The sequence below is a fragment of the Billgrantia pellis genome (genome assembly GCF_008297955.1).
Taxonomy (GTDB): domain Bacteria; phylum Pseudomonadota; class Gammaproteobacteria; order Pseudomonadales; family Halomonadaceae; genus Halomonas; species Halomonas pellis.
Genome location: NZ_VTPY01000001.1, coordinates 598,245 through 621,903, shown reverse-complemented (window position 1 = coordinate 621,903; position 23,659 = coordinate 598,245). Strand labels below are relative to the sequence as shown.

Below are 23,659 nucleotides of genomic sequence, written 5' to 3'. Positions count from 1 at the left end.
ATCGCCCGCTGGGCTTGAGGGTAGGTTCGATGACGGTGGAGGTTGCCAGCCATACCGGCAAGGTGGATATGGCCGTCGCCTTCGACGGCCACCTCTCCCCTGGTCGAGCCATTGGGTCGAGCAGGTGCCTGCGGCCTTATACGGCCGTCGAACCTGGAAAGGGCGGGAACCTGGCAAGGTTCGCCGCCCAGCTGCTACACCTTAAGGAAAGCCCGCCCGCCCCTCAGAGCAGCGAGAATGCAATGCAACGCTTGTACTTTCTGATACCCGACAAGGAAACCACCACCGCCATCGTCGACGAACTCGGTGGGATGGGCTTGACCAAGGATCACCTGCACGTCATGGGCAAGGACTGGAAGCCCCTGGAAACGGAGGGGGTACCGAGCGCCACCCTGATTCAGACGACCGATGTCGTCAATGCCTCGATGCGCGGTGCCATCGTCGGGGCCGTGCTCGGCCTGGTGCTGGGCCTGATCGCTCACTTCGTTCTCGTCGACACGAACATTGTCTGGATGGCCCTTGGCATGGTGGTCTTTGGCGCGCTGTTCGGCGTATGGGCCAGCTCGATGGTGGGTGTTTCCGTGCGCGACATCAAGGTCAGCCAGTACGATAAGGCGATCAAACGAGGCGCCATGCTGCTGATCGTCGACGTTCCCGGTGAGCGGGAAGAAGCGTTCAGGGCGGCGATCCAGCGTCACCACCCCGATGTCGTCATCGACAAGGTGAGCGCCCAAAACCGGAAGCAACATGCGGGCGAAGGCCATTGACCCACCGGCTCCGTATACGCCTGTTCCGAACTACCCCCAGTGAAATCCCACCCCATCCCACCGGTTTTCGCCTGCGCACAGCACACGCCAGACATCGGCCTGAGCGTATGCGAGAGGTGGCGCAGCGTGAGTAGATCGCCCCTTCTGAGCACGCTCGAATGAAGGGCTGATGTCACTTTTATTAAAGTTACCTGCTCTGCGGCCGATACCTCCCTGATACTGCCATCTCCCGGCCCAGGCTACCTGACATCACGCCCCATGAACGTACCCATGCCCGTCAAGACGACAACCCAAACGACCGTTCCCTCGCTCTTTCGCACCTGGCTACTCTTTTCCACCCTGCTCGCTCTTGTCACTTGGGGAATCAGGTTGCTCTCCGCAGACATGATGGTGCCCGAAGGCCTCTGGCAACGTGCCTGGTGGTGGGGCCTGCGCTTCGACCTGGCGGTCGCTGCGCTACTGGCCGGACTCACCGTTCTCGTCATGTGGCCTTTCGCCCGCCTGCTGCCGACGTTGCCACGCAAGGGGTGGCTGATGCCTGCCTTGGCCATACTGCTCAGTGCGCACCTCGGCGACTGGCTCTATTGGCAGGAAACCGGACGGCACCTGGGTTACGAAGCGGGAGAACTCCTGAACTCGGCCGGTAGCCTGCTGAACATGCTCGTGCTGCACTGGCCTTGGGTGCTGGGCATTGTCTTCCTCCTTTGCCTCGCCTATCAGTTCCCCTGGTGGCCCAGCAGAAGCGAACGCCGCGGCTGGCGGCTGGAGCTGAACGTGATCGCCGTCGTCGCCGCCACGGTGCTGCTCGTACGCGGCAGTATCAACGGCCTGCCCCAAGGTCCGGATGATGCCCTGCGTCTTGGCAACAGCAGCGAAGCCACTGCGGCACTCAACGGCGCCTATGCCGCCCTGTACGGCCTGCAAAGCAGCAGCAAGAACACCATCGAGCCCATCGCCCTCGAGTGGATGGACGACAGTGAAGCCCAGCAGCGCGTCAGGGCGCTCTATCGCCAACGCCTTTCGAATCAACCTTCCCGGGTCCAAGACACGGTCAGTCCCGTCAACGTTGTCTTCGTGATGTTAGAAAGCTGGTCGAGCTATCACAGCCAAGCGGAAGCGAATGGCCAGCCGATAACTCCCCATTTCGATGCCCTTGCCGAGCGATCGCTCAGCACCTACCGTATGGTCTCCAGCGGACTGCGCACCAGCGAAGGCATGTTCGGCCTATTCTGCAGTTACCAGAACCCACTGGGGCGAAGCGTGGCGGAAACCAGGCTGGCCATGAACGACTACCGCTGCCTTCCGGAAATCCTTCGCGATCATGGCTGGCAGACAGCCTTCTTCCAGGGTTCGCACGAGAACACCAGCGGTGTCGGCTCATTTGCCCAGTCGCTCGGCTTCTCGGCAAGCTACGGCAAGGCCGATATCGTGACGCGGGACTATGCGGAAAATGCCTGGGGCGTCTACGACCACGACCTCTACCGCTTCGTGCTCGAGACAATCGATCAGCTTCAAGAGCCCTTCTTCGCCGGCATCAACACCAACTCCACCCATGCCACTGAGCTTCGGCCGGATTTTCCTCCTTTGCTTGCGGGAAGCGACCGTCACAGTGCCATGCGCAACGTCATGCGCTTGGCGGACCACGAACTCGGTGAGTTCGTCACGGCCCTGGAGCAGCGTGAATGGGAGCATCCCTGGATGCTGGTGCTGGTTTCCGACCATACCACCCGGGTCGCCAGCACTCCCCTGGATCGCTTCCTGCTGCCCTTCCTTATCCATGCCCCCGTCAGGGTCTCCCCCGCCAAGCCGGAACGGATCGCCCATCATCGCGATGTGGCCCCCACCGTGGCGGATATCCTCGGCCTGACCATGCCCAACGCAATGGGCCATTCACTGCTGGATCCCACCGCCCCGCAACTGGCCGAGTTCTATCATGCGGGCAATCTCACCTGGTTCTCAGGCAACGATCGGCTGGTCGAGATCCCACTCAGTGCCCCCGACCGGATGCGCTGCGCGACGTGGCCTGATCAGGCCTTGGCGTTAGACTTGCTTTATTCGCCATGCCAACCGTCAGATAGCGATAAGGCAAGGGATGCTTATGCATTGACCAAAACGGCTCAGCGGCACCTGTTCGAAGGCCGAGGCCTAAGTATCGTACAATAATTCTTTCCAACGTCACGGGCTTGTCATGGAAAGGAAATTGTCCGCCAGAGCCGAAAATGAGCGGCTGGAAGCTCTTATAGAAGGTAGCAGTGCCGAGGAAGTTGCTTACGAACGGCTGATAAGTGGCTGGTTGCCCCGCCTGCTTGGTGTTACGGCCCGCTTTCTCGAACAGCCACAGCATCGTGATGCGGTCTGTCGAGACACTTTGTTACTTGCCTGGCGCAACCTGCCCGGGCGAGACAGACACCTTTCCGCTAGCGTGTGGCTGCTAGGCATCCTCGGCAGTCGGCTATACAGTCAATTATTGGCGTTGCACGGCTCCCCTCAGGCCGTGAGGTACCGCCTGGCAAGCATGCCAGCCGGCGATACCGCGACAGTGGAAACGCCCACCGGACCGCGGCCTGTCCAATTGAGCGGCGCATGGTTGGCAACGCTGGTCGAGCAGGTACCGCCCATCGCGCCGTCTCGCACGCTTGACGTTGAACTGCAGGAACTCATCAAGGCGGAAATCGAGCAGCGCCACGCCCCCAAGACGCCCAGCGGTGAGCGCGTCTACCCTCCGTTATATGACCCTGCACTGCGCTTTCGGATGCTGCGGTCTCGTACGGGTTATCGGTTGAAGGAGAGTTTCAAGCGCCGTTTGGGTCGCCCGGTGGAAGACAAGCTCTTCGAGCGCTGGCTGAACGGCAAGCCCGGCGGCGGCCTGCTGGAAACCCACGGATTACCCCGCCGCAGCGTGGAAGCGTATTTCAACGGTCGGCTGGATCTCGATATCGACCCCAATCAACTGAGCCAAGGGCTGAGCTTTCCCGACTCCTTTCCAAACCGCACCCAACGGCGCAAAGTCTCCAATATTTTCATTTGGCCCGGAGACTGGGACCTAGTAACAGCAGACCTTTCCCGTAGCCAGCGGCAGCGATTCGTACAGGATATCTGGGACCACCGCCTCGACCTGACGACAAGCAATAGCTATGCCGAATTAACGGAAAAACTGGAGCAAGGTCGCCCACTTCGTTCACACCACCACGGTATCGTGCTCGACTCGGAAGCGCGCATACTGATCTACCTGAGCCGCTATCGGCTCTACATGGAAGATATGAGCTGCTTCGGTTTCAAGGCCGACCTGGGCAAGGACAAACTCGGCATCGCCATTGACCGGAATGGCCATCTGGTCAAGATCAATAAAGGGCTGCACAGGCTCGCCATGGCGCAAACGCTTGGCATTCGACGCGCTACGGTAAGGATAAGAAGCATTCATCAACTCTGGTGGGAACAGCACAAAGGGAATGCCAAGGGAAGGGGCGCACTGGAAAGGGCCATCGATGTGGTTACGCGAACCTGACCCTGTAGGGAAGCAAGCTGCACGAGGCTCTGTCACCGATCATGGCTTCTGCTTGACAGGCTCGCGCTTCCGAACGACATCGATCTTGTGTTGCTGTTTCGTCCACTTGCCTTCGGGCTTGTCGATGTACTGGAAGTACTCGTTGGTGAAGTTGCCCTGGTTGCAGGTATAGCGGTACGACGCCGTGGGAACCTCGCGATCCGACAACACCTGGTTGAACACCCCTGGCCCCGTCAGGTCGAAGACCTTCCTGCCGGAGTCGCTCACGATGTTCGTGTAGATGGCGTCGGCGAGGCGACCGATAGTCGGGTTGCCCGGCTTGCTGGCAATAAAGTAATTGGTGAGCTTCCCGCGCCGGGTGGTGAGGTACAACTCTTCCATGCCCGGCTTGACGATACGCTCCAGCGGCCACACCACGTGGGCATCAATATCCAGGTAGACACCGCCATGCTGCTCCAATACCAGTACGCGCCAGAAGTCCGCCTGGGCCGCCCCCACCTGCAATCGTGAGTAGGCGTCGAAGATCGCCGGCGAGTAGTTCGCGCGGACGAAGTCCGCCCGCGCCTCGGTAATCATGAAGCGATACTCGAAGCCCGGCGCCATCAGCCGATTGAACAGATAGTTGAGGTAAACCGGTAGCGTCACCTTGTCGGTGAAATTGGTCTGCCAGATGATACGGGGCACTTCGGTCGACCGACGAGACCGCCACCAGGGGCCCGCCCGCTCGGGAATGAGGAAACGCTTACCGGGGAAGAGCGCATGGAAGGCATAGGCGCCTACCTTGGTCACGTTGGCCAGCAGTTTGACGATCCTGGCAAAGGCCAGCACAACCCACTTCCTCATCGGTATTCCCCTTTACGTCTCGTGTGGTACGTTGCACCGCGCGTCATGCACGATGAACCGCGTGGCAGTCGTCCTGAGACAAGAGCCTTCGCCTGCGGTTCCACCAGGCACTGACCTAGCGGCCCTTCCCGCCACGCGAAAAAAGGCGAACACTACCATGCTTCCGGTTAAGCCTTGGGGTCGATTGCGTAGGGTTTCTTCAACGTTGGCTCACGGAAAGTAACGTGGCCTGTCCACTCGGTAACGCCATTATCTATGCATCGTCATTCTCTTTCTTTGTGGTAGCCTCTTGCCTATTTGTCAGCCGTCAACAAAAGGAGTGCCAGTGGCCCGCAAACGCTTCGCCTTTGTTATCGAAGACCTTTACGGTGGCGGCGCACAGAAGTCGCTGCTCTATACTGCCGATCAACTACGCCAACGGGGCCACGAGGTTATCGTCTTCACCTTGCGGAAGCTGATCGAGCACCGTCTTCCCGAAGGGTTACCCATCGAAAACCTGGGCGTGGTCACCTCAGTCACCAAGGCCACCTCCACGGTGCTCACCGAGAAGTGGCAGGCAAAGCAGATCGGCGAGGCACTCGATGCATGGCAGCCCGACGTGGTCATTTCCTGTTCCTGCGACAAGATCACTCGACATCTGCGTCTTCCCCACCTCTATTTCTGGGTGAAGTCCGATGTATCGGCCAAGTTCAGCGATCCGAAGAAGCGCAGGCGCGCCTTCGAGAAGGTGCGGCGTTTCTATCACGGCCGCCAGGTCATTGCCGTCTCCCAAGGCGTCAAGGAGAACCTGGAGAACGTGATCGGCCTGAATGCCGAGCGCATCCTTCCCATCTACAACCCCTACGAGCGCGAACCCTTCGTGGCCATGGCCGCCGAGCCTGCCGAACTGCCGCCGACCAACTATTTCCTTTGCGTGGCGGCCCTGGAGCCGCGCAAGCGTCATGACCGGTTGCTGCGCGCCTACGCCAAGAGTGGCGTCGAGACGCCATTGGTCATCATGGGCAAGGGCAGACCGGAGCACGAAGGCGTCATCCGGGAACAGATCGAGGAGCTCGGCCTCGAAAGCCGCGTCATCCTGGCTGGTTATCATCATAACCCCTACCCTTGGATTGCCCAGGCCAAGGCGGTCATCCTGACGTCCGACGCCGAGGGATTGCCACGAGTCCTCATCGAGGCGCTGTTACTTCATACTCCCGTCATCAGTACCGATTGCCCCAGTGGCCCGCGAGAGATCCTCACCCAGGAATTGGCTGGCTTTTTGGTGGCCCCCGAAAACGAAAAGGGCCTGGCCGATGCGATCGCACGCATGGACCAGGCCCCCATCGAGATCCAGGAACGCCACTATCGGCAATTCCTCAAGGAAACGGTGCTGCCTCAGTTCGAGGCGCTATAAGCTCGACGCATGATGATCAAGACATAACGTGACGCCGGAACTCAAGAAGTCGTTGACCGCCAACAAGCTTCGGGGCGAGTACGATAGACATCACGAGGGTAATACCTGAGGGAGTGATTTCACTCTTTCGCCATGGGGGGCTCGCCGTCGCGATTAACCAGATAAAGGTACTGATCGGCGATGTGTTCGGGCGTGTAAGCTGCATAGTGAGCGGGCCTTATGACGGGCGGCTTCTCAATCAACTCCGCCATGCGTCGCCCTAGCAACTCGCCATTGTCCAGTGGCACCAGGCATTCCGCGAGCTCACCCAAGAGAATCTCCCTTGGGCCTGATGGGCAATCGGTACTGACGACAGGCGTACCGCACACCAGGGATTCGGCAATCACCCGGCCGAAGCCTTCATAATCCGAAGCCAGAACGAGCAATCGTGCATGGTGCATGTACGGATAAGGATTGGCCTGCTTGCCCAGGAAGATGACTCGGTCGGAAATACCGAGCGAAACGGCTAACGCTCTTGCCTCATCGATCTCCCCATCGCCCACGACCAGAAGGCGTTGGGATACGCCACTGGTTTTATAGGCGTAGAACAGCCTGTCGTAGCGCTTCTGCCGCCTTTCCAAGCGACCAACATAGACGATGTAGTCCTCGTAGGGGACGGGCACGCGCATGGTTGCCTGTATGGCATGTGCATCGATGACATTCGGGATCATCCGCCACTGGGCCGGAACGATTTCCAGTTGCCTTAGTGAATCGAGCATGCCGCTGGAAATACCCAGCACCTTGCGCCCATGGTAAAGATGGCGCAGACGGGCGAGCCTACGTGGGCGATGCGACCCCATGAGATCGGCGGCAGGGTCGGTCCGAATGCAGAGCCAGGCCCTGTCGGCAAGGCAGGAGCGATTGATCACCTGATGGCTGTAGTGCGAGTTCGCCACTACCAGATCGAAAGAGCGGGACTGGCTGGCAAGCCAGACATTCAAACGTCGAGCGTGGAGACGATAGCGCCGAAGTTTCTGCCATAGGCCACGGTAGGCAAAGCTCAGTACGTGAATGTCGGCCCCCTCCGGCGGCTCATGCCAAACCTTATCCTGTAAGGAGAGTATCGTCACCGAACAGCCGCGTGCCATCAGTACATTGGCCAAGGCAAGGATGGAAATCGGCGCTCCGCCGCCACCGAGATGGTCCGTCAGGAAAAGAATATGCGTCATGCTCTACGTAACGCTCCCACTCGATCCCCCTCGAACACAGCCCTGATAACACAAGCGGCCCCCGCCAGCGCCCGACGACAACCCTCACGGAAGACTTACGTTCTTTCTCAAGCCCTGGTAAGGCCAAGAACGATCATTTCGTCAAGGCCGAAGGCGCATCCCGATGTCTCGGTAAAACGAAACGCTCCGCCACCTCCTCAGGTCGGAAGTCGCCCAACCACTTTGCTTCGATTCTCGGTTTCTCACCCTGAACGGCATCGTGGATACCGGTCGCCAGACTATTCTCATCGTGAGGGACGATACTTGTCTCAAGCTCCCCCTTCAGCACCGAGCGAATGCCCCCCGGGCAATCCACGCTAAGCACCGGCGTTCCGCAAGCCAAGGCTTCGAACAGCACGATACCCATGCCTTCAAAGCGCGAACTCAGCACGAACAGGCGGGCATGGCGCATCCAGGGGTACGGATTGTCTCGCTGCCCTGCGAACACGACGCGCTCGGCGATACCCAGCTCTTTCGCCAACGCTTCGAGTCGGTCGCGCTCCTGGCCGTCCCCTACCAGCACCAGGGGCAGCGAGACGCCCGACTGGGAATAGGCTCGCAGCAGAAGCGCCTGGTCCTTGGCCGGCACCAGCCGCCCCACATTCACGATATAAGGCTCGCTGGGAAGGTCCGGGTCGGGTTGTCGCATCTGCCGGCGGATACTTTCCACCGGGCAGGGGTTGTAGATCACCCGCAGGGAAGCCGGCCTGAAGCGCAACGTGTCCATGGCCTGGCGAACGCTGTCCGCCACCCCATCGGAGACGGCCACGAGATGCCGCCCCTGGTATAAACAGCGCGCGAAGACCCGCTGGCGCCGAAGTTTCTTGCCAAGCTGCAAGATGTTCTCGAGGACATAGCAGGCCCTATCGTCACGGAATGTCCAAACCATCTCGAAGGTACCCACCCCACGAAAGACGATACGATCCACTTTCCCATACTGCCGCTCGAAGGTCCTGAGCCATACCCGAAACACCACACCTCCCATGATTCCGCTGCCCAAGAACAGCGAGCGTCTGACCAGAGGATTCAGGAATAACCTAGCCCACAACTCGAGCAATAGGCCCACCCCGGTAGCCCGTGACCACCACCGCAGGGCTAGATGATGCTGCCGTACCTGCTCGCGTTCCGGGGCCAGCGGCTTCTTCACACGCCGGAAACTGAGCAAGTGGCTCTCGTGCCCGGCCTGGGCAAAGGCATCCGCTAAGTTCACCGCCACGCGTTCCATACCGCCCATCTTGAGCGAGCGAACCACCACCAGGGTACGCATCAGGAATCTGCCTTGCGTTTGCAAGTGTTAAAGACACGCTGACCGCTTTCCCACTGCCAGCGCCAGATGTGGGTTACCAGCCCGCCTGCGATCAAGTTCTGGACATAGGCACCGGTCCAAAAATTACTATAAGCTTCGAATTGGTTGACAATGACATAGAATAGAAAGAAAGCCGCTCCGAACAACGCCATGTCCCTTGGCATCGTGCCCGCCCGCCACGCACGCCAAGTGCCGAGGCCAATCCAAGCGATTAGCGTAAGCACCACTGCCAAGCCCAACAGGCCGTAACTGACGAGAACTTCGAGCACCGTATTATGCAGATGCCCGTAATGATTCCGGGTTCTTTCAGGCAACCAATCGGTATAGTCGATGACAAGGCTGCGCCCTTTTTCGCCCCAACCGACCAACGGCCGCTCGGCAATCCAGTCTATCGAAGCTCGCCACGTCACCAATCTATTGCCGATACTGCTGTAGGGAATCGACTTCCAATCACCTTCCATGGCTTGGATGAGGATATGTTCTTCACCCGCAAGCCGTTTGGTTACCGGCTCATGCAGGGCCATCGCCCCTGCCAACATTACCAATGCCACGATGACCAGGGCCCACTTTGAATTGCGCGATGTGGCCCGACCATGCCACCACACCAAGCCAGCCATCAGCGGTATTACCACCAGTACCGCCAGCCACACGGCCCGGGTTTGCGTCACCACGATACCCATTACGCAAACCGTCAAAGCCAGTGCCCAAAGCAGGCGGCGTGCCCACATCAGGGTACCGTTCCCTCGCCAGCAACGACCGGCAAAGCAGACAAGCCCGAGCAAGCCTGTTCCGAAGAGCATGGCATCATGCTGAGCATTGCGAATCGCGAACTCGGCCCGCGCCCCTCTTAGCCCCAACTGCCATTGCTCAAGGCTACCCTCGGGCAAGAACACGGCCAGCACGAGCCCAAACAGGCCCAGGCTCCAGGCCAGCAGGGTGGCGCGCGTGCTTCCTCGCAGCCACCATGCCAAGCCGATAAAAAGGAACCACTTGGCAAGCCGATCGAGCCGGGGATTGTCGGTCACCCATTCGGGATGGCTAAGATATCCGGCGCCCCAAGACATCAACTGCACCCCCACGACGGCCAGCAGCAACCATAGCGGACCACTGCCGCGAATGCCCCGCCCCCAGCGCAGGACGGCAAAAAGCCCCGTCAAGGCCATCAGGGTGCCGGCCAACTCACCGATATCATGCGCGACCAAGCGCAGCCCTGCGTAGAGCAAAACACTTAACAGGCCAAGCCAACAGAGCCACAGGGGGGAATGCCAAGTGGGGCACGATACGCCCGGTTCAAGGTAGGATAGGGGGTGCCTCACTGCTACGCCACTCTTCACGTCATAAAAGGAGCGCGCATGGTAGCAGATTCCAGGCGGCCAGAACGACGTTGCCGCGCAAGGCGCGGCAACGAGGCAGGGAGAAATAATGTGCCGTAACCAGCAACGGCAGTAAAGGAATGAATGCTGCAGCCCCTAAACGAAACGGACACGCTCCATCCTCGGGCATTACCTCGCCCCAAAACCCGTTACTATTGTCTTGAGTGTCTTGAAAGCAATAAGAATGTCCAGCCATAGCGAGAAATGCTTGATATAGTAAAAATCGTACTGAAGTTTAGTTGTCATTCCATCCACTTCGGCGGCGTACCCTTGCTCAACCTGGGCCCACCCGGAAATCCCTGGCCGTACCACGTGACGGTAGCTGAAGAACGCCACATCACGTTCGTACCATTCGGAAAGCTCCATGGACTCCGGACGTGGGCCAATGAAGCTCATTTCGCCTTTCAGCACATTAAAGATCTGCGGGAGCTCGTCCAAGCGACACTTCCGAATGAGCCTACCTACCCTCGTGATACGCGGATCATTTTCTCCTTCTGTAAAACCCTTGCCTTTTTTTTCAACATGCATACTACGAAACTTATAAACTTTAAAAGGCACACCACGGAAGCCCATTCGCTGCTGTATGAACAGCGCACGGCCGGGACTATCCAGGCGAATAAAAATAGCAGTCACCAGCATTATAGGCGCTAGAAGTGGTAGAAGAAGCAAAGCCGCTATAAAATCAATGCAACGTTTTACTCCTTGATAGCTCAGTGATGGCAATAGACTGCCATACTCATTTTCTGTCAAATGTTCAATTCTTACACGTCCGGTCAAAGATTCTTGAATCTGCCTCACATGGTAAACGGGTATATGATGTAGCGTACAGCGAGCCAGGAACCTTTCCCATTCAGGAGATAGTTCATCGTCATGCAAGTCGGCCACAACACCATCATATCGAACGCCAGCCAAATCCGGTTGAGGCAAGCTTCGTAGCTCTATATCGGGAGTAGGACGTAATTCATCCACACGTCCAATGGGGACAATGGCTAATTTCATTCGACGATAACGACGCCCCATAAAAAATGCCAAATAAAACCAGCCCAAGCTCATCAGAAAACTTCCGAACAGTACTTGTCGCGTATATTCCTCTCGAGTAAAAAAAAGAACTGCCACCACTAACAAATAAGCCGATGAAACCGTAGGGGCAATAAATGCGGATACTCGCGCACCGGGAAAACGGTGCATTCGACGAAGCGTCCAGAGTACTCCTATAAAGGCCAGCATGCATGCCAATAAAGTATTGCTGCGAACAGGGGGCAAATAGTCCCAAAACCCCCAGCCCCAGCGCTCCAAAGAAGGCATCCCGACAGTAATCAGCACCCCTACTAACAACTGGAATGGCCAACCAAGAAGGAGAGCTTCGTACCACCGCGAATGGCGTCGTTCATATCCTGTTTTACTCATTTTCTCCATCGCCCTATTAGCCTTTCCTTAATCTTTGTTAGCAAGCACCAACCTATAACCGAATGGCAACCCTTCCATTAATAAAACTAACTAAGCATATGTTAATACACCTAGAGATTAAAATAACGGAACAAAAAATCCTCACCAAGAAACTGGCCAACTAAAGAAGTTAGTTGTAGAAAAAACAACAAGCATTCTTGCGGAATTAACCATAAGGATCGGAGAGAACTCTAAGACGAAGCAAGCACTTTAGTTACTACTAACCGGGAAGACGAACTATTTAGCTTAGCTAGCGTCATAACCATTTGGGTTATTTTTCTGCCATCGCCAAGTATCCTTTACCATTTCCTCAATACCCCTCCCGGAGCACCAACCCAGTTTGCGTTGAGCCTGACTGGGGTCAGCCCAAAAAGCGGCAAGATCTCCTTCACGCCTAGGGCCAAAACGGTATGGCACGGATTGGCCTGTTATATTCTCGAAAGTTTTTACGAGTTGCAATACTGATATACCTTCTCCAGTCCCTAAATTATAAGTATTCACTCCATTTCTTAAAGCCTTTAGGGACAACACATGGCCTGACGCCAAGTCCATAACATGAATATAGTCCCGAATGCAAGTACCATCTTTGGTAGGGTAATTATTACCATAGATCGTAAGCTCAGGGATACGCCCTATCGCAACTTGAGAAATAAACGGCATTAAGTTGTTAGGTACGCCACGAGGATCTTCTCCTATCAATCCTGTCGGGTGAGCCCCGACAGGATTGAAGTAACGCAAGAGGACAATCCTCCATCTCGGGTCAGATTGACTAAGCTCTTCTAGCATCTGTTCTACTATCGACTTACTATTTCCATATGGACTTGTAGTCCATGCCCTAGGCATGTCTTCGACATACGGCACAGGTGCATGCGGGCCATACACAGTCGCTGAAGAACTAAACACAAGGCTATACACACCTGCATCAGCCATAGCTTGACATAGCACAAGGCTGCCAACGACGTTTGCATCGTAATATGCTAATGGCGTAACAACGCTTTCGCCCACAGCCTTTAGTCCTGCAAAATGAATTACAGCTTCGATTTGATAATTTAGAAAAATTTTACTCAACAAATCACGATCACGGACATCACCCTCAACGAAAGGCACTGATTTTCCAGAAATCTTTTCAATTCTGCGTATAGACTCGTATGAACCATTTACCAAATTGTCCAGCACCACTACTTTGTGACCGGTTTCCAGCAACTCCAGAACTGTGTGAGATCCTATATATCCAGCCCCGCCCGTAACAAGAATAAACATATCAAACATTCCAACCAAAAACAATTCGTTTAGTGGCACTTTATTAAGAGATTTATGCCAACCCTAAAATTAGTTTTCATACCAAGTAACGTGCAACAACCACCTCTCAGACTTTCCGAAATGTTTTATATAGTAACCTTCTAACTAAGGAGGGAGACAATCTTAGCATAGACCTTGAAGTCGCGAGCGAGACGTATTTGAGCTTAGATATCATTCCATATTCTAACTGAAGGCGAAGAACATAAAGTTCACCTGAAAGAAATTTACGTCCACGCCTAGCATAAAAACTAACACCAGTGCGCATTCTCAAGATCACTTCTGGTATATTCGAAAATATGCATCCTTTATGTAGCATTTCTATCCAGAGGGCGTAATCTTCAGGATAAATTTCAGGATAGCCTCCCGCTTTGATAACAGCGCTTTTTTTAAAAACAACTGCCGGATGGTTAATTGGCGACCTTAAACTAGAGTACTTAACTATCTCTTCATGTTTTATAGGGAGGCGCTTGGTGAATATTTTTTCTTCAAAATTCTCATCCCACTCTTCTATTGCGCCGCTTAAAACATCAACGCAAGGATGTTCATGCATAAAGGCAATCTGCCTTTCAAAACGATGAGGTAAAGAAATATCATCTGTGTCCATCCGAGCAATCAATTCATTACGGCAAATATTGATTCCTTGATTTAGCGCGGCTCCAAGCCCGACATTTTCACTTAAACTAACTAGATCAAAGGTATCTTTTCCAATTTTTTTTTCCCATTCTTCTATTAGCAATTCCAAATCGGCTGGAAGGGGGCCGTCTTTAACCAATACTATTTGGTTTGGCTTCAAGCTTTGATAGTCCCAAATACTCTCCATGGCGCTATTAAAATTTATTTTTTTTTCTTTCTCGTATATTGAAAGAAGAACTGTGAAAGGGATCAATTTATACTCCAGCTGCATTAAGTTTACGTTCTACTGATAAACTTCTTCTCATGCAATGAAGATAAGAAGTAATAAAAACATACACAAGTGCGTAGAAAAGTATATACTGAAAATTAAAAAAAGCAACCATAGTTAGACTAGGCAAAACAAGAACTAAAAACAAAATGAAAGACCTTCGATCAGATATTTTATAAAGCAGGCTTAAAACTACAAGAGAAGACACCAGCACTCCCGACTGAGTAATCAATAGAGCTGGTAACGAATCAAAGGCAGTCATAGAAAGTCTATTAAATACTTCCACATCTCCCCATAAAATTAGGTTCGACCAATCCGCCTCTAATAGGATACTTTTATAAACGTTTACCCTATGGTTGATTGTGTGTACTTGAAAACTACTTTCTGCCCATCTATCAAATGTTTTAAATAAAATAAAGTAAAGCGCCACCCCGCCCAATAAAATAGCCAGAAAAAGCGCTGATAAGTTTAATGGATTTTTCCGCAAATCCTTGATGAAAACCGGCAACAACAATAACGAGAAGGTGATGATAGAAACTTTATTTTGCATAAAAATCAATAAAGAACAAGCAAGATAAAACCAGACAAATCTTTCCTTCAACATAAGAAAAATAGCACAAAGAATTAATGCCAAATAGCCTGAATGAGTTGGGTTTCCAAGCAAACCAAAAGGTCGAATACTATTTTGCATCGCCAATAAGTGGTAGTGATGCTCTGCCATGTAATTCCAAATAGGATATTGAGGAAATAGTAACTGGAAAAAGGTAATTAAGAAAAAAACAATTGTGGTAAATTTGGATAATTTTAATATCAAGGCTCTTGCACCGTCCATTCCCTCTATAAAGAGCACGCTTCGTAACGATAGGATCAAAAAAATAAAGAAAAAGGGTTTTATTAAGTATAAGTTATAGCTTTCTGTAATTAAATAACCACCAAAAAAGTGAAAAATAAAAATGCTTAGCAGGGATAAAAAGACCACAGGCACCCATGCTCTAAACTTTATAACAGCCTGAAAAATTAGAACAGAGGCGCAGGTCGCCATAGCGGCCATAGAAAAGTAATATGGAACGAATATAGTTGAAAACGCCAGATATATATACGTTTTGCTAAACGAAATATTCACAAAAACGCTCTTATCAAATCAAGTAATTCTTTTTTATTAGTAGCGATCTTTAATAAGCTTGAGTCAACCTTGTATTTTCGGTATAAAGTTTCTTTAATTTCCTCAACAGAAATATTCTCAAGATGTAAATAAATAAATTCTTTTTTAACCTCAACCATGTTTATGATCAAAGAAGTGTCTGGCAATATCGCTATTTTAGCATCTAAGGGGGATGCCTTAAGAAGAATTTTCTCTTTTTTTAAAAACTGATATGCGTAATTGTCACGCGGGTGTTTTTTTACATACAATCTACTAATTAGATCATGTGAATTAAGAGATTTAAAAAGCTCATCGACTAGTGAGCAATACTTTAAGTTAATTGTGGTGAAAATAATGCAATCAAAAAAAATATCATTCTTATATACTGACTTCCTAACAACGACAGCCTTACCAGAGAACTTTATTTTCTCTAGCACATTCAAATAATGTTCACTATATACTATTACGCTATTTTTAACGTATGGTACATATGAATAGTCCAAATGCTCACTGTGTATAACTCCATGTTGCAACTCACAAGAATCAAGGCTGTTTTCAAATCGCTCTACTTGAGGTACCACACAGTTTGTATAATACACTTTTTTCCCTTTAAGGAAAAAAACGATAAGCTTTAAAAAATAATAATCGCCTAGGAAATTGCGCAATGGTATGCTTGGATCGAAGCTCAACTCGCTCCAAACTTCACTTCTCAACCTTTTATATTCGCTATAGCAAAACAAAAAAGAAATTTTTCTAAAAATGAATCTAAGCAGTTCTATAAAAAAAACATTCCCCGTTTCACCTCCTTCCGCGCGTATAAAAGTAATTGGATTACTAATTTTAAAAGCACATACAACATCCTTTTGATAGGATATAACATCTTCCCTTGCAGGCAAAAAGAAAACAACTTTAACGTTTCTAAATCGCATAGTCAAGAAGGTAAAAAAAGCAAAAATGTCAGCAGTAGAAAACTTCACTTTTGCTTTGTAGGGCAAGTATTGCGAAAAATAAACTCCTCTAATGTAGCTCCACACAGGAATTCCTCGATATTTGACTTCCCACAAGTGGCAGTTATCTTCTAATTTAATAACTTTTTCAATCATGTAGGCCCCAATAATTTCCTATACCTATATATCAAAATTAAACGACCTATCAGTTGTGCCAGGCTCGTTAGGATTGTATGAAAAATCTTACTTTTTAACTCAACTATAAATCAAAGCCCGGCCATTTCAGCTTAGTTCATTTAATTTTGCAAGATTTCCTTGCAGACTGGACTGTTGGCCTTCACGTCCTTATTTACTTTTTTTCCCAAAACTTTTTGTAAAAATTTAGGTGGCAGCCCATATCCCGGCCTCACACTCCTTACGCTATCATTAGTAATAACATCCCCAGCAACTAAGTCTTTTACAAAATATAAAGATCTTCTAAATTTAACATTACCTTGTTCGCTCGACTTACGCCCGTAATCTATCTTGCCGAGAGCTTGCCATGCAGTCTTGCTATCGCGACATAGAGCAGCGAGCTCAGACGGCTCTAGCGAAAAACTGTCATCTGGACCACCTCCGTTTCGGTCCAAAGTGAAATGCTTTTCTATTACGCTGGCTCCCAAGGCTACACTTGCGATGGCTGTGGTGTTGTCGATGGTGTGATCCGAAAGGCCAGTGACCAGGCCGAAGCGTTCAAGCATATTGGGGATAGTACGCAAATTGTAATCTTGCGGCGGTGCTGGGTAGCCGCTGACACAGTGTAGAATCGCCAACTGTTCACAGCCGGCACCGCGTGCGGCGTCTATGGCTTCCTGGATCTCTTCGGCATCGGCCATACCTGTCGAGATGATCATCGGTTTGCCCGTCTTGGCAACATACTCTATCAGCGGCAGGTCCACAGCCTCGAAGGAAGCTATTTTGTAGGCGGGCGCCCCCAAGCTTTCAAGCAGATCAACAGCCGTATTATCGAAAGGTGAGCTGAAAATCGTAATATCGAGCTTGCGGGCATGTTCGAAAAGTGACTTATGCCATTCCCAAGGGGTATGTGCCCATTGATAGAGCTCATACAGTGTACAACCTTTCCATAAACCTTCTTTGATTTGAAAGTCCGGCAGGTCACTGTCAAGGGTAATAGTCTCCGGCCGATACGTCTGCAGCTTAATGGCATCAGCGCCTGCACGCTTAGCCTCCTCAATTATCTTAAGCGCTGTCTCGATTCTGCCATTGTGGTTAGCCGAAAGCTCAGCAATGATATAGGGAGGCTGTTCGGGACCGATCACGCGTCCGTCGATATTAATTGTCTTCATGGTTGGTCACCTTCTTGAACTCGATGGTGTAGATGTGTCCGTGTAAGCGAAAGAAAGCCGGATATCGCTGCGGATCCATTACCCGAATAGTCGAGAACAGCTCACTCAGGGGTCGTCTAGGGTCGATCTCACTATCCAATGGCGTACGCTTTCGATAATAGGTCGGGTGGAAATGTAGGGGTTGGGGCACGGGCTCGCACCCTGCCGAGATAAGCTGTAACGCCTCGTCCATCAGCGCCAGTTCCGTGTCGAACAGCAAACAGTGAATTTCATCATATAGCGCGTGTGCCGGTATTGGTATAGTCCGCTTGGCCCAGATAGCCCCAGTATCCACGCCATCCTCGGCATTAAGGAGGCTCACCGTAATAGCTTCAGCGCCCTCGAGCAGAGCCCAGACATGAGGGCTCCAGCCACGGCCGCGCGGGAGGTCGCTGGCGTGCAGTACCAAGGTATATCGATAGCTCGCCCGAGTGGCTGCATCGATGATCTGACTACAGGAAATGAGAAATAATATATCTCCGCCGGGCAGGTCACCTTTGTCTCGGCACAAAGTGATATCATGGTTTACCTGATGCAACGCCTGCCAACGTGCCAACCAGTCGTTGACGGGATGCTCAGGGCTTGTGCAAAGAAGCGTGATCTGCATATCTCACCCATCATTCAATAAATATTCGACGAGAGTCTTCACCCCCAGCCCTTCTGTGAGGTAGGCAGCGTGTTCCGTCATTGCCTCGAGGCGGGTCGGCTCTGTGATAATCATTTCCATTGCCTGACCCAACTGACGTGCCCAGGTCGGCATGGCAGTGGAGCCAACATAGATCGCGGCCCGGGCCTTGTCCAGATGATGAGCAATCGATATCTGGTTCTCGGCCAGAGCCACCATTACAGTCGGTAGACCAAGACAACAGCGCTCCCAAGATGTGCTGCCAGCCGCGCCAATGGCCAAGTCGGCCTCGGCCATACGTCTCGCCATGTCATCGATATTGACCGCGACTTCGGTGGGCCATGGCATTCTTAGGGCCTTGACTCGGACATCATTGAGCCAGGGAGCTGTCGCGCCCATCACAACAGTGATCTGCATTTCATCGGTAAAGCAGCACTGGCTCAACACTTCGAGCACTCGGCCAGTGACGTTATCCTGATCAACCCCTCCCAAAGTGATCAGCAAGTGCTGGAGCCGCGGAGTGTTTCGACGCTTCAGGCTAGTCTCACGCCAAGCGGAGAATTCAGAGCGTAGCAGAGCATAGCGCGGCCCAATCAAGAGTTGGCAGTTATCGGGAACCAAATTTAGATAGTCGGCTTCACGGCGCCCCAGGTTCTGATTGAGAAGTATGTCCGCTATATGCGATCTATCCGCCAGATCATCGATAACTACCAAACGAGCACCCTTAGAGAGCACCGTCTTTTCCCAACAGGCATCCAGCGCATAATGGTCCACTATTAGCCAGTCGGGGGCCAGGCCCTCGAGAATCGACTTGCATAGGCCTGCATCGGCTTGCCAGTGAGCGCCCAGCCAATGGGAATGCTCCGTCATGCCATTCGACCTATGCGGCTGGGCTTCTTTTACAGCCTCGGATATGGGCCGCTCATTTAAAGGGGAAAGCTGGCCCGCATTGTCATATCCAACCAGCGGTAGACGATGCACGACGAAGCCATCGGCCTGAATCAGGTCGATCAAATTGCCGGGGTGCTCACGGCAAAGGAAGTGACACTCGGCTCCCGCCTCCCGTAGTGCACGGGCCAAGGTGAGGCAGCGCATGATGTGTCCAGTGCCAATCTCGAGCGATGCATCGGCGCGAATGGCAACGACCTTTCCCCCGTTTGCATCAGCCCGGTAACTCACTATTCTCCGCCCCTTGTTCCGTCTGCCAAGCTTTGAATAACCATTCGGCCCTCTGCCAATCCTCGTGGGTGTCGATATCCTGCACACGATGGCGCGGGAGAGTTACCGGCATGGCACGCTCCGAGAATATCGGTAAGCCGTTTATCCACGCCTCGGCTCGCCCCCAGTAAAACTGTCCCGCGTCATGCCAGGCTTCTTCAAGATCCTGGGAGCGGGTGTTGAAGTGTTCCGGCTGGAACATGGCCACGCGCCCTTGCGGAGTCAAGCGTAGCGCTCGCTGAATGGGGAAGGCATAACTGGTCACTGAAAAGGCATAGTCCACGTCTTCATGACACTGCAGTCTCTGATAGCCTTTTTTCAGGTCTTCCGGCTGCACGAAGGGCGCCGTGGCGTAAAGGCAGCATACGGCAGTTGGGGCTTCACCTTGTTCGCGGAGCCACTCGATGGCATGGCCTATGACGGGAATGGTGGCAGTATGGTCATCGGATAGTTCGGGCGGGCGACGAAATGGCACCTCGGCGCCCCACTCCCTCGTTACCGTGGCGATCTCATCGTCATCTGTCGAAACGATGACGCGATCGAAGCAGCCGCTGGCAATGGCAGCCTCGATCGACCAGGCGATCATTGGTTTACCGGCAAACGGCTTGATGTTCTTGCGGGGAATCCGTTTGCTGCCACCCCGGGCGGGAATCACCGCCACGCTACCCGAACGAGCGTTATCGCTCATGCGACCTCCATTGCCTGCTGCAAGGCATTTACGACTTCGTCTTGCTGGGCGGTCGTCATGGTGGGGTAAAGCGGCAGGCTGATAGCCTCGGCGTAGTAGCGCTGGGCCTCAGGGAAATCATTCCGCTGGAATCCCATCGCCAGGTAGTAGGGCTGAGTATGCACCGGTATATAGTGTAGATTTACGCCTATACCCTGCTCACGCAGGGACTTGAATACCTGGCGATGGCTGACGTCGATTTCATCCAGTTTGAGACGGATCACATAGAGGTGGCGCCCTGAGTAGCTGTCGGGGTGTTGCCAAGGCGTGACCACGGGTAGACGGGTCAACTGGCTATCGTAGCGCTCGGCCAAAGCGTTGCGTCGGGCGACATAATCATCAAGTCTCTCCAACTGGGTAACGCCCAACGCAGCTTGCAGCTCGGTCATTCGATAATTGAAACCAAGGTCAACTTGTTGGTAATACCAGGGGCCATCCGATTCGTGGGTCATCAGCTCCGGATCCTTGGTCACGCCATGGCTTCGCAGCAGGTCCATGCGGCTAGCCAAGGCATCATCGTTCGTCAGCGCCATACCCCCTTCAGCGGTGGTGATGATCTTGACTGGATGAAAGCTGAACACGGTTATATCACTGTAACGTCCGCTGCCGATGTATTCTCCCTGGTACTTGCCACCGATAGCATGGGAGGCATCTTCGATAATATGGAAGCCATAGCGCCGGCTAAGAGTGTGGATCGCTTGCATGTCGCAGGGCTGCCCGCACAGATGTACCGCCACCACCACTTTGGGCAGGCGACCTTGAGCCTCAGCCCGCTCTAGCTTGGCCTCAAGCGCTGTGGGGCAAAGGTTATAGGTGCGAGAGTCGATGTCAACGAAATCCACCTGAGCACCGCAGTATCGACCGCAATTGGCGGAAGCTACGAAAGTGATCGGTGTGGTCCACAGCCAATCTCCTTCCCCCAAACCCAGCGCCAGGCAGGCAATATGTAGCGCAGAGGTGGCGCTGTTAACCGCATGCGCATGACGTGCGCCCACCTTTGCCGCTACCGCCTGCTCGAAGCGAGGCACTATTGGCCCTTGAGTCAGGAAGTCCGACTGCAACACCTGCAGCACGGCGTCGATGTCGGCTTGCTGGATATCCTGGCGTCCGTAGGGAATCATTAGATGGCCCCGATCTTTTCCCAGTTGGCATCAATCCACGCCTTAAGCTCGGTCTCACTCATCCATTCCTTATTGTTGTCACTGGCATAGACGAAGCCTTCCGGCACTTTTTTGCCATCCTTGATACGGTTGGCATCCTGATCCCAGCTGTTGATAGCTGGCAGAATCTTGAAATGCTCCGGATACTCGTAGGTGTAGTACGCATCTTCGGCCCCGATCATCTGCTCATGCAGCTTCTCGCCTGGGCGAATGCCCACCACTTCCTGATTGGCCTCGGGGGCGACGACCCGCCCAAGGTCGGTAACTTTCATGGAAGGGATCTTCTTGACGTATATTTCTCCGCCTTCCATATCCTCGAAGGCATGCCATACCAGCTCCACGCCCTGCTCCAAGCTGATCATGAAGCGGGTCATGCGCTCATCGGTAATCGGCAGTACACCCTTGTCACGGATCGACATGAAGAAAGGGATCACCGAGCCCCGCGACCCCATGACATTACCATAGCGCACTACCGCAAAGCGGGTGTTGTGCCCACCGGCATACGAGTTGCCTGCAACGAACAATTTGTCGGAAGTGAGCTTGGTCGCACCATATAAATTGATCGGGCTGCTGGCCTTGTCGGTTGAGAGCGCCACTACCTTCTTGACGCCCTTGTCAATACAGGCGTCGATCAGGTTCATCGCGCCAATCACGTTGGTTTTGACGCACTCAAAGGGGTTGTACTCGGCAGTAGGTACGATTTTAGTCGCTGCAGCATGAACGACGTAATCCACTCCATCCAAAGCTCGATAGACCCGATCTCGATCGCGCACGTCCCCGATGAAAAAGCGAACGCGTGCATCGCCTTCGAATTTTTTTGCCATCTCCCACTGCTTCATCTCATCACGCGAGAAGATGATGACACGCTTTGGGTTGTAGCGCTCAAGCAGCATAGGAATGAATGTATGACCGAAGGAGCCGGTCCCGCCGGTTACCAGAATTGATTCGTTATTAAACATTAACATTTCCCATTGTTAGTCGACAACTTACCATTCGATCGAAGCTTGCACGCCTGTCTATAAGCTTGTAGCTTCATTACCGCTGAGCTTGCCCCAAATCAATCTTGACTTCAAATGCAAATACGCCACCAGCTTGCAAGTAGCCATAAAAGCAAAAGAAATACACAGTGCCACCGGCACGGCATAAATTGGCGAAACGCTCGCCAAACTTGCTGCAGCTAATAAGAAAACGAATAGTGTCAATATATGACTTCCCACTATATACCTATCTTTCGACATGGCATAAACGCCATAATGAGGCACCATGCTCATAGAAAAAATAAACATCGCCAGTAACATTATATACAAGATCCCGACATGCTGAGAGTAGGCCTCTCTTCCCAACCAGTGGAGCACTGGATGAATGAGCAATCCTGCGGCTAGGCAAAGCAGGAGCGTGATACAAAAAGCTTGCTTCAACAGCGCCAACATGCCCTTATCATACGCTTGCGCATTAGATTCTTTGAAAGCGCTCACAATCCTAGGGTAGAGAAATACAAAGACTCCCGCATCAAGAAAGGCCACCACCGCATTTGCGACGCCCGCAAACAATACATATGCTGCCAGCACCTCGGTTCCGGCTATATCTTCTACCCAATAGCGATCGACGGTAAAAACAGCACGAATCGCCAATGTTGCCAACAAAAGTGGTATCGCCACCTTAATACCGGAAAAAATCCAGCGCCAATCAACTTCTTGTACGAGGCAACTTCTGTCCAGTGACCTTAAAGACAGGACACCAAGCAAGCATGCTAGAAACGCCCCGATGGCCCAAGCTAAAAAAACAAACTCAAGATTCCTAAAAGCTTCTGAGTACCAGAACATAAGAGCCACGACGAAGGCCCAAATGCCAGAGCGCAAGAAGAGCACCACACCAGCGAGCAACTGCCTAGACATTGCGACCAGCATGCGATTTAATTCTTGACCAAGGTGCTCCAACACAGCCAAAACAAAAAACCAAGGTGCTACTGACCAAGGCAGAAGGCCAGAAGCGAATACCATAAGCAAAAGAGGGAGAACAAGACAATATATGCTAACAAAAAAAACTGTCTGATCTCTCAGTAATTTTGCCCATTGCGCACGAGGACTTCCCAAAAGCTCACGAGTACTGTAAGAATAAAAATCAAAACCCAGCGCATAAAGCGAATATGAAATAGTAGCAGCAATCAAGCCATACAAGGCAACATCAACAGGTTCAAGAAAGTACGCCAGAACAAACAAGAGCGCAAACTTAGCAGCAAGCGTACTTCCACGCAACCCCAAATTAACAAAACGAACTATCGGATAGTTAACAATACTTTTTGGGTTAGTATCCAAGAAAACTCCGTTTATACAGCTAGCCATCAGCAAAAAGAAGCATGACAATTACCCTGCGATA

General features: G+C 52.5%; 20 protein-coding genes. 4 read left to right on the top strand and 16 right to left on the bottom strand.

The genetic code is table 11. The annotated features are described in order from the left end of the window. Positions 1–242 precede the first annotated feature (242 nt). From F0A17_RS02965 to F0A17_RS02955, 3 genes are all read left to right on the top strand, one after another. On the top strand, positions 243–767 hold the full coding sequence (locus F0A17_RS02965) for a DUF1269 domain-containing protein (protein ID WP_149326829.1): 525 nt from the start codon (positions 243–245) through the stop codon (positions 765–767). A 270-nt stretch (positions 768–1,037) separates the two neighbouring features. After that, a complete protein-coding gene (locus F0A17_RS02960) occupies positions 1,038–2,930 on the top strand; it encodes an LTA synthase family protein (protein WP_187774601.1) in 1,893 nt (630 codons plus the stop codon). A gap of 25 nt (positions 2,931–2,955) precedes the next feature. Further along, positions 2,956–4,272: a hypothetical protein gene (locus F0A17_RS02955; protein ID WP_149326827.1), complete on the top strand. Its 1,317-nt coding sequence runs from the start codon at positions 2,956–2,958 to the stop codon at positions 4,270–4,272. 39 nt (positions 4,273–4,311) lie between these two features. On the opposite strand, the gene F0A17_RS02950 is transcribed toward F0A17_RS02955, so the two are convergent. Further along, positions 4,312–5,115, bottom strand: a complete 804-nt coding sequence (locus tag F0A17_RS02950) for a glycosyltransferase family 32 protein (RefSeq protein ID WP_149326826.1) — start codon at positions 5,113–5,115, stop codon at positions 4,312–4,314. Between the two features lie 325 nt (positions 5,116–5,440). Between F0A17_RS02950 and F0A17_RS02945 the strand changes: the two genes are divergently transcribed. Then, positions 5,441–6,508: a glycosyltransferase gene (locus F0A17_RS02945; protein WP_149326825.1), complete on the top strand. Its 1,068-nt coding sequence runs from the start codon at positions 5,441–5,443 to the stop codon at positions 6,506–6,508. A 119-nt stretch (positions 6,509–6,627) separates the two neighbouring features. Here F0A17_RS02945 and F0A17_RS02940 read toward each other — a convergent pair whose 3' ends face one another. The 15 genes from F0A17_RS02940 to F0A17_RS02870 all read right to left on the bottom strand — a co-directional run bounded on the left by F0A17_RS02940 (position 6,628) and on the right by F0A17_RS02870 (position 23,598). Then, positions 6,628–7,716, bottom strand: a complete 1,089-nt coding sequence (locus F0A17_RS02940) for a glycosyltransferase (RefSeq protein WP_149326824.1) — start codon at positions 7,714–7,716, stop codon at positions 6,628–6,630. A gap of 133 nt (positions 7,717–7,849) precedes the next feature. Next, positions 7,850–9,022, bottom strand: coding sequence for a glycosyltransferase (locus F0A17_RS02935; RefSeq protein ID WP_228716785.1), 1,173 nt, complete (start codon positions 9,020–9,022; stop codon positions 7,850–7,852). After that, positions 9,022–10,263 (bottom strand): O-antigen ligase family protein, encoded by a 1,242-nt coding sequence (locus tag F0A17_RS02930; RefSeq protein WP_228716784.1) that lies wholly within the window; start codon positions 10,261–10,263, stop codon positions 9,022–9,024. Before F0A17_RS02930 ends, F0A17_RS02935 begins: the two co-directional genes overlap by 1 nt. 300 nt (positions 10,264–10,563) lie before the next feature. Then, entirely contained in the window at positions 10,564–11,850 is a 1,287-nt protein-coding gene (locus tag F0A17_RS02925; protein ID WP_228716783.1) for an exopolysaccharide biosynthesis polyprenyl glycosylphosphotransferase, read from the bottom strand. 276 nt (positions 11,851–12,126) lie between these two features. Next, complete coding sequence (gene galE, locus F0A17_RS02920) at positions 12,127–13,140, bottom strand: UDP-glucose 4-epimerase GalE (protein ID WP_149326822.1); 1,014 nt, start codon at positions 13,138–13,140, stop codon at positions 12,127–12,129. Positions 13,141–13,246: 106 nt separating this feature from the next. After that, a complete protein-coding gene (locus tag F0A17_RS02915) occupies positions 13,247–14,083 on the bottom strand; it encodes a glycosyltransferase (RefSeq protein ID WP_149326821.1) in 837 nt (278 codons plus the stop codon). Beyond that, positions 14,067–15,203, bottom strand: a complete 1,137-nt coding sequence (locus F0A17_RS02910; RefSeq protein ID WP_149326820.1) for a hypothetical protein — start codon at positions 15,201–15,203, stop codon at positions 14,067–14,069. The genes F0A17_RS02915 and F0A17_RS02910 overlap by 17 nt, the downstream gene beginning before the upstream one ends. Beyond that, positions 15,200–16,324, bottom strand: coding sequence for a hypothetical protein (locus F0A17_RS02905; RefSeq protein WP_149326819.1), 1,125 nt, complete (start codon positions 16,322–16,324; stop codon positions 15,200–15,202). The genes F0A17_RS02910 and F0A17_RS02905 overlap by 4 nt, the downstream gene beginning before the upstream one ends. 140 nt (positions 16,325–16,464) lie before the next feature. Further along, the gene (gene pseI, locus F0A17_RS02900; protein ID WP_149326818.1) at positions 16,465–17,514 is read right to left on the bottom strand and encodes a pseudaminic acid synthase; all 1,050 of its coding nucleotides are present in this window, start codon (positions 17,512–17,514) and stop codon (positions 16,465–16,467) included. After that, a complete protein-coding gene (locus tag F0A17_RS02895) occupies positions 17,501–18,160 on the bottom strand; it encodes a formyltransferase family protein (protein WP_149326817.1) in 660 nt (219 codons plus the stop codon). Before F0A17_RS02895 ends, pseI begins: the two co-directional genes overlap by 14 nt. A gap of 3 nt (positions 18,161–18,163) precedes the next feature. Then, positions 18,164–19,357 carry a UDP-2,4-diacetamido-2,4,6-trideoxy-beta-L-altropyranose hydrolase gene (gene pseG, locus F0A17_RS02890; RefSeq protein ID WP_187774600.1) on the bottom strand — a complete coding sequence of 398 codons (1,194 nt, stop codon included), beginning with the start codon at positions 19,355–19,357 and terminating at the stop codon, positions 18,164–18,166. Then, positions 19,341–20,084, bottom strand: a complete 744-nt coding sequence (pseF, locus tag F0A17_RS02885; RefSeq protein WP_149326816.1) for a pseudaminic acid cytidylyltransferase — start codon at positions 20,082–20,084, stop codon at positions 19,341–19,343. Before pseF ends, pseG begins: the two co-directional genes overlap by 17 nt. Beyond that, complete coding sequence (gene pseC / locus F0A17_RS02880; RefSeq protein WP_149326815.1) at positions 20,081–21,244, bottom strand: UDP-4-amino-4,6-dideoxy-N-acetyl-beta-L-altrosamine transaminase; 1,164 nt, start codon at positions 21,242–21,244, stop codon at positions 20,081–20,083. Before pseC ends, pseF begins: the two co-directional genes overlap by 4 nt. Beyond that, entirely contained in the window at positions 21,244–22,242 is a 999-nt protein-coding gene (gene pseB, locus F0A17_RS02875) for a UDP-N-acetylglucosamine 4,6-dehydratase (inverting) (protein ID WP_149326814.1), read from the bottom strand. Before pseB ends, pseC begins: the two co-directional genes overlap by 1 nt. Before the next feature lie 57 nt (positions 22,243–22,299). Beyond that, positions 22,300–23,598 (bottom strand): lipopolysaccharide biosynthesis protein, encoded by a 1,299-nt coding sequence (locus tag F0A17_RS02870; RefSeq protein WP_149326813.1) that lies wholly within the window; start codon positions 23,596–23,598, stop codon positions 22,300–22,302. Positions 23,599–23,659 lie beyond the last annotated feature (61 nt).

Coding starts and splice junctions, on each gene's coding strand:
- galE (WP_149326822.1), bottom strand. CDS start 13,140: ATGTTTATTCTTGTTACGGGCGGGGCTGGATATATAGGATCTCACACA.
- F0A17_RS02895 (WP_149326817.1), bottom strand. CDS start 18,160: ATGCAGATCACGCTTCTTTGCACAAGCCCTGAGCATCCCGTCAACGAC.
- F0A17_RS02940 (WP_149326824.1), bottom strand. CDS start 7,716: ATGACGCATATTCTTTTCCTGACGGACCATCTCGGTGGCGGCGGAGCG.
- F0A17_RS02950 (WP_149326826.1), bottom strand. CDS start 5,115: ATGAGGAAGTGGGTTGTGCTGGCCTTTGCCAGGATCGTCAAACTGCTG.
- pseC (WP_149326815.1), bottom strand. CDS start 21,244: ATGATTCCCTACGGACGCCAGGATATCCAGCAAGCCGACATCGACGCC.
- F0A17_RS02965 (WP_149326829.1), top strand. CDS start 243: ATGCAACGCTTGTACTTTCTGATACCCGACAAGGAAACCACCACCGCC.
- pseF (WP_149326816.1), bottom strand. CDS start 20,084: ATGAGCGATAACGCTCGTTCGGGTAGCGTGGCGGTGATTCCCGCCCGG.
- pseI (WP_149326818.1), bottom strand. CDS start 17,514: ATGAAGACAATTAATATCGACGGACGCGTGATCGGTCCCGAACAGCCT.
- F0A17_RS02905 (WP_149326819.1), bottom strand. CDS start 16,324: ATGATTGAAAAAGTTATTAAATTAGAAGATAACTGCCACTTGTGGGAA.
- F0A17_RS02955 (WP_149326827.1), top strand. CDS start 2,956: ATGGAAAGGAAATTGTCCGCCAGAGCCGAAAATGAGCGGCTGGAAGCT.
- F0A17_RS02960 (WP_187774601.1), top strand. CDS start 1,038: ATGCCCGTCAAGACGACAACCCAAACGACCGTTCCCTCGCTCTTTCGC.
- F0A17_RS02925 (WP_228716783.1), bottom strand. CDS start 11,850: ATGGAGAAAATGAGTAAAACAGGATATGAACGACGCCATTCGCGGTGG.
- F0A17_RS02915 (WP_149326821.1), bottom strand. CDS start 14,083: ATGCAGCTGGAGTATAAATTGATCCCTTTCACAGTTCTTCTTTCAATA.
- F0A17_RS02935 (WP_228716785.1), bottom strand. CDS start 9,022: ATGCGTACCCTGGTGGTGGTTCGCTCGCTCAAGATGGGCGGTATGGAA.
- pseB (WP_149326814.1), bottom strand. CDS start 22,242: ATGTTTAATAACGAATCAATTCTGGTAACCGGCGGGACCGGCTCCTTC.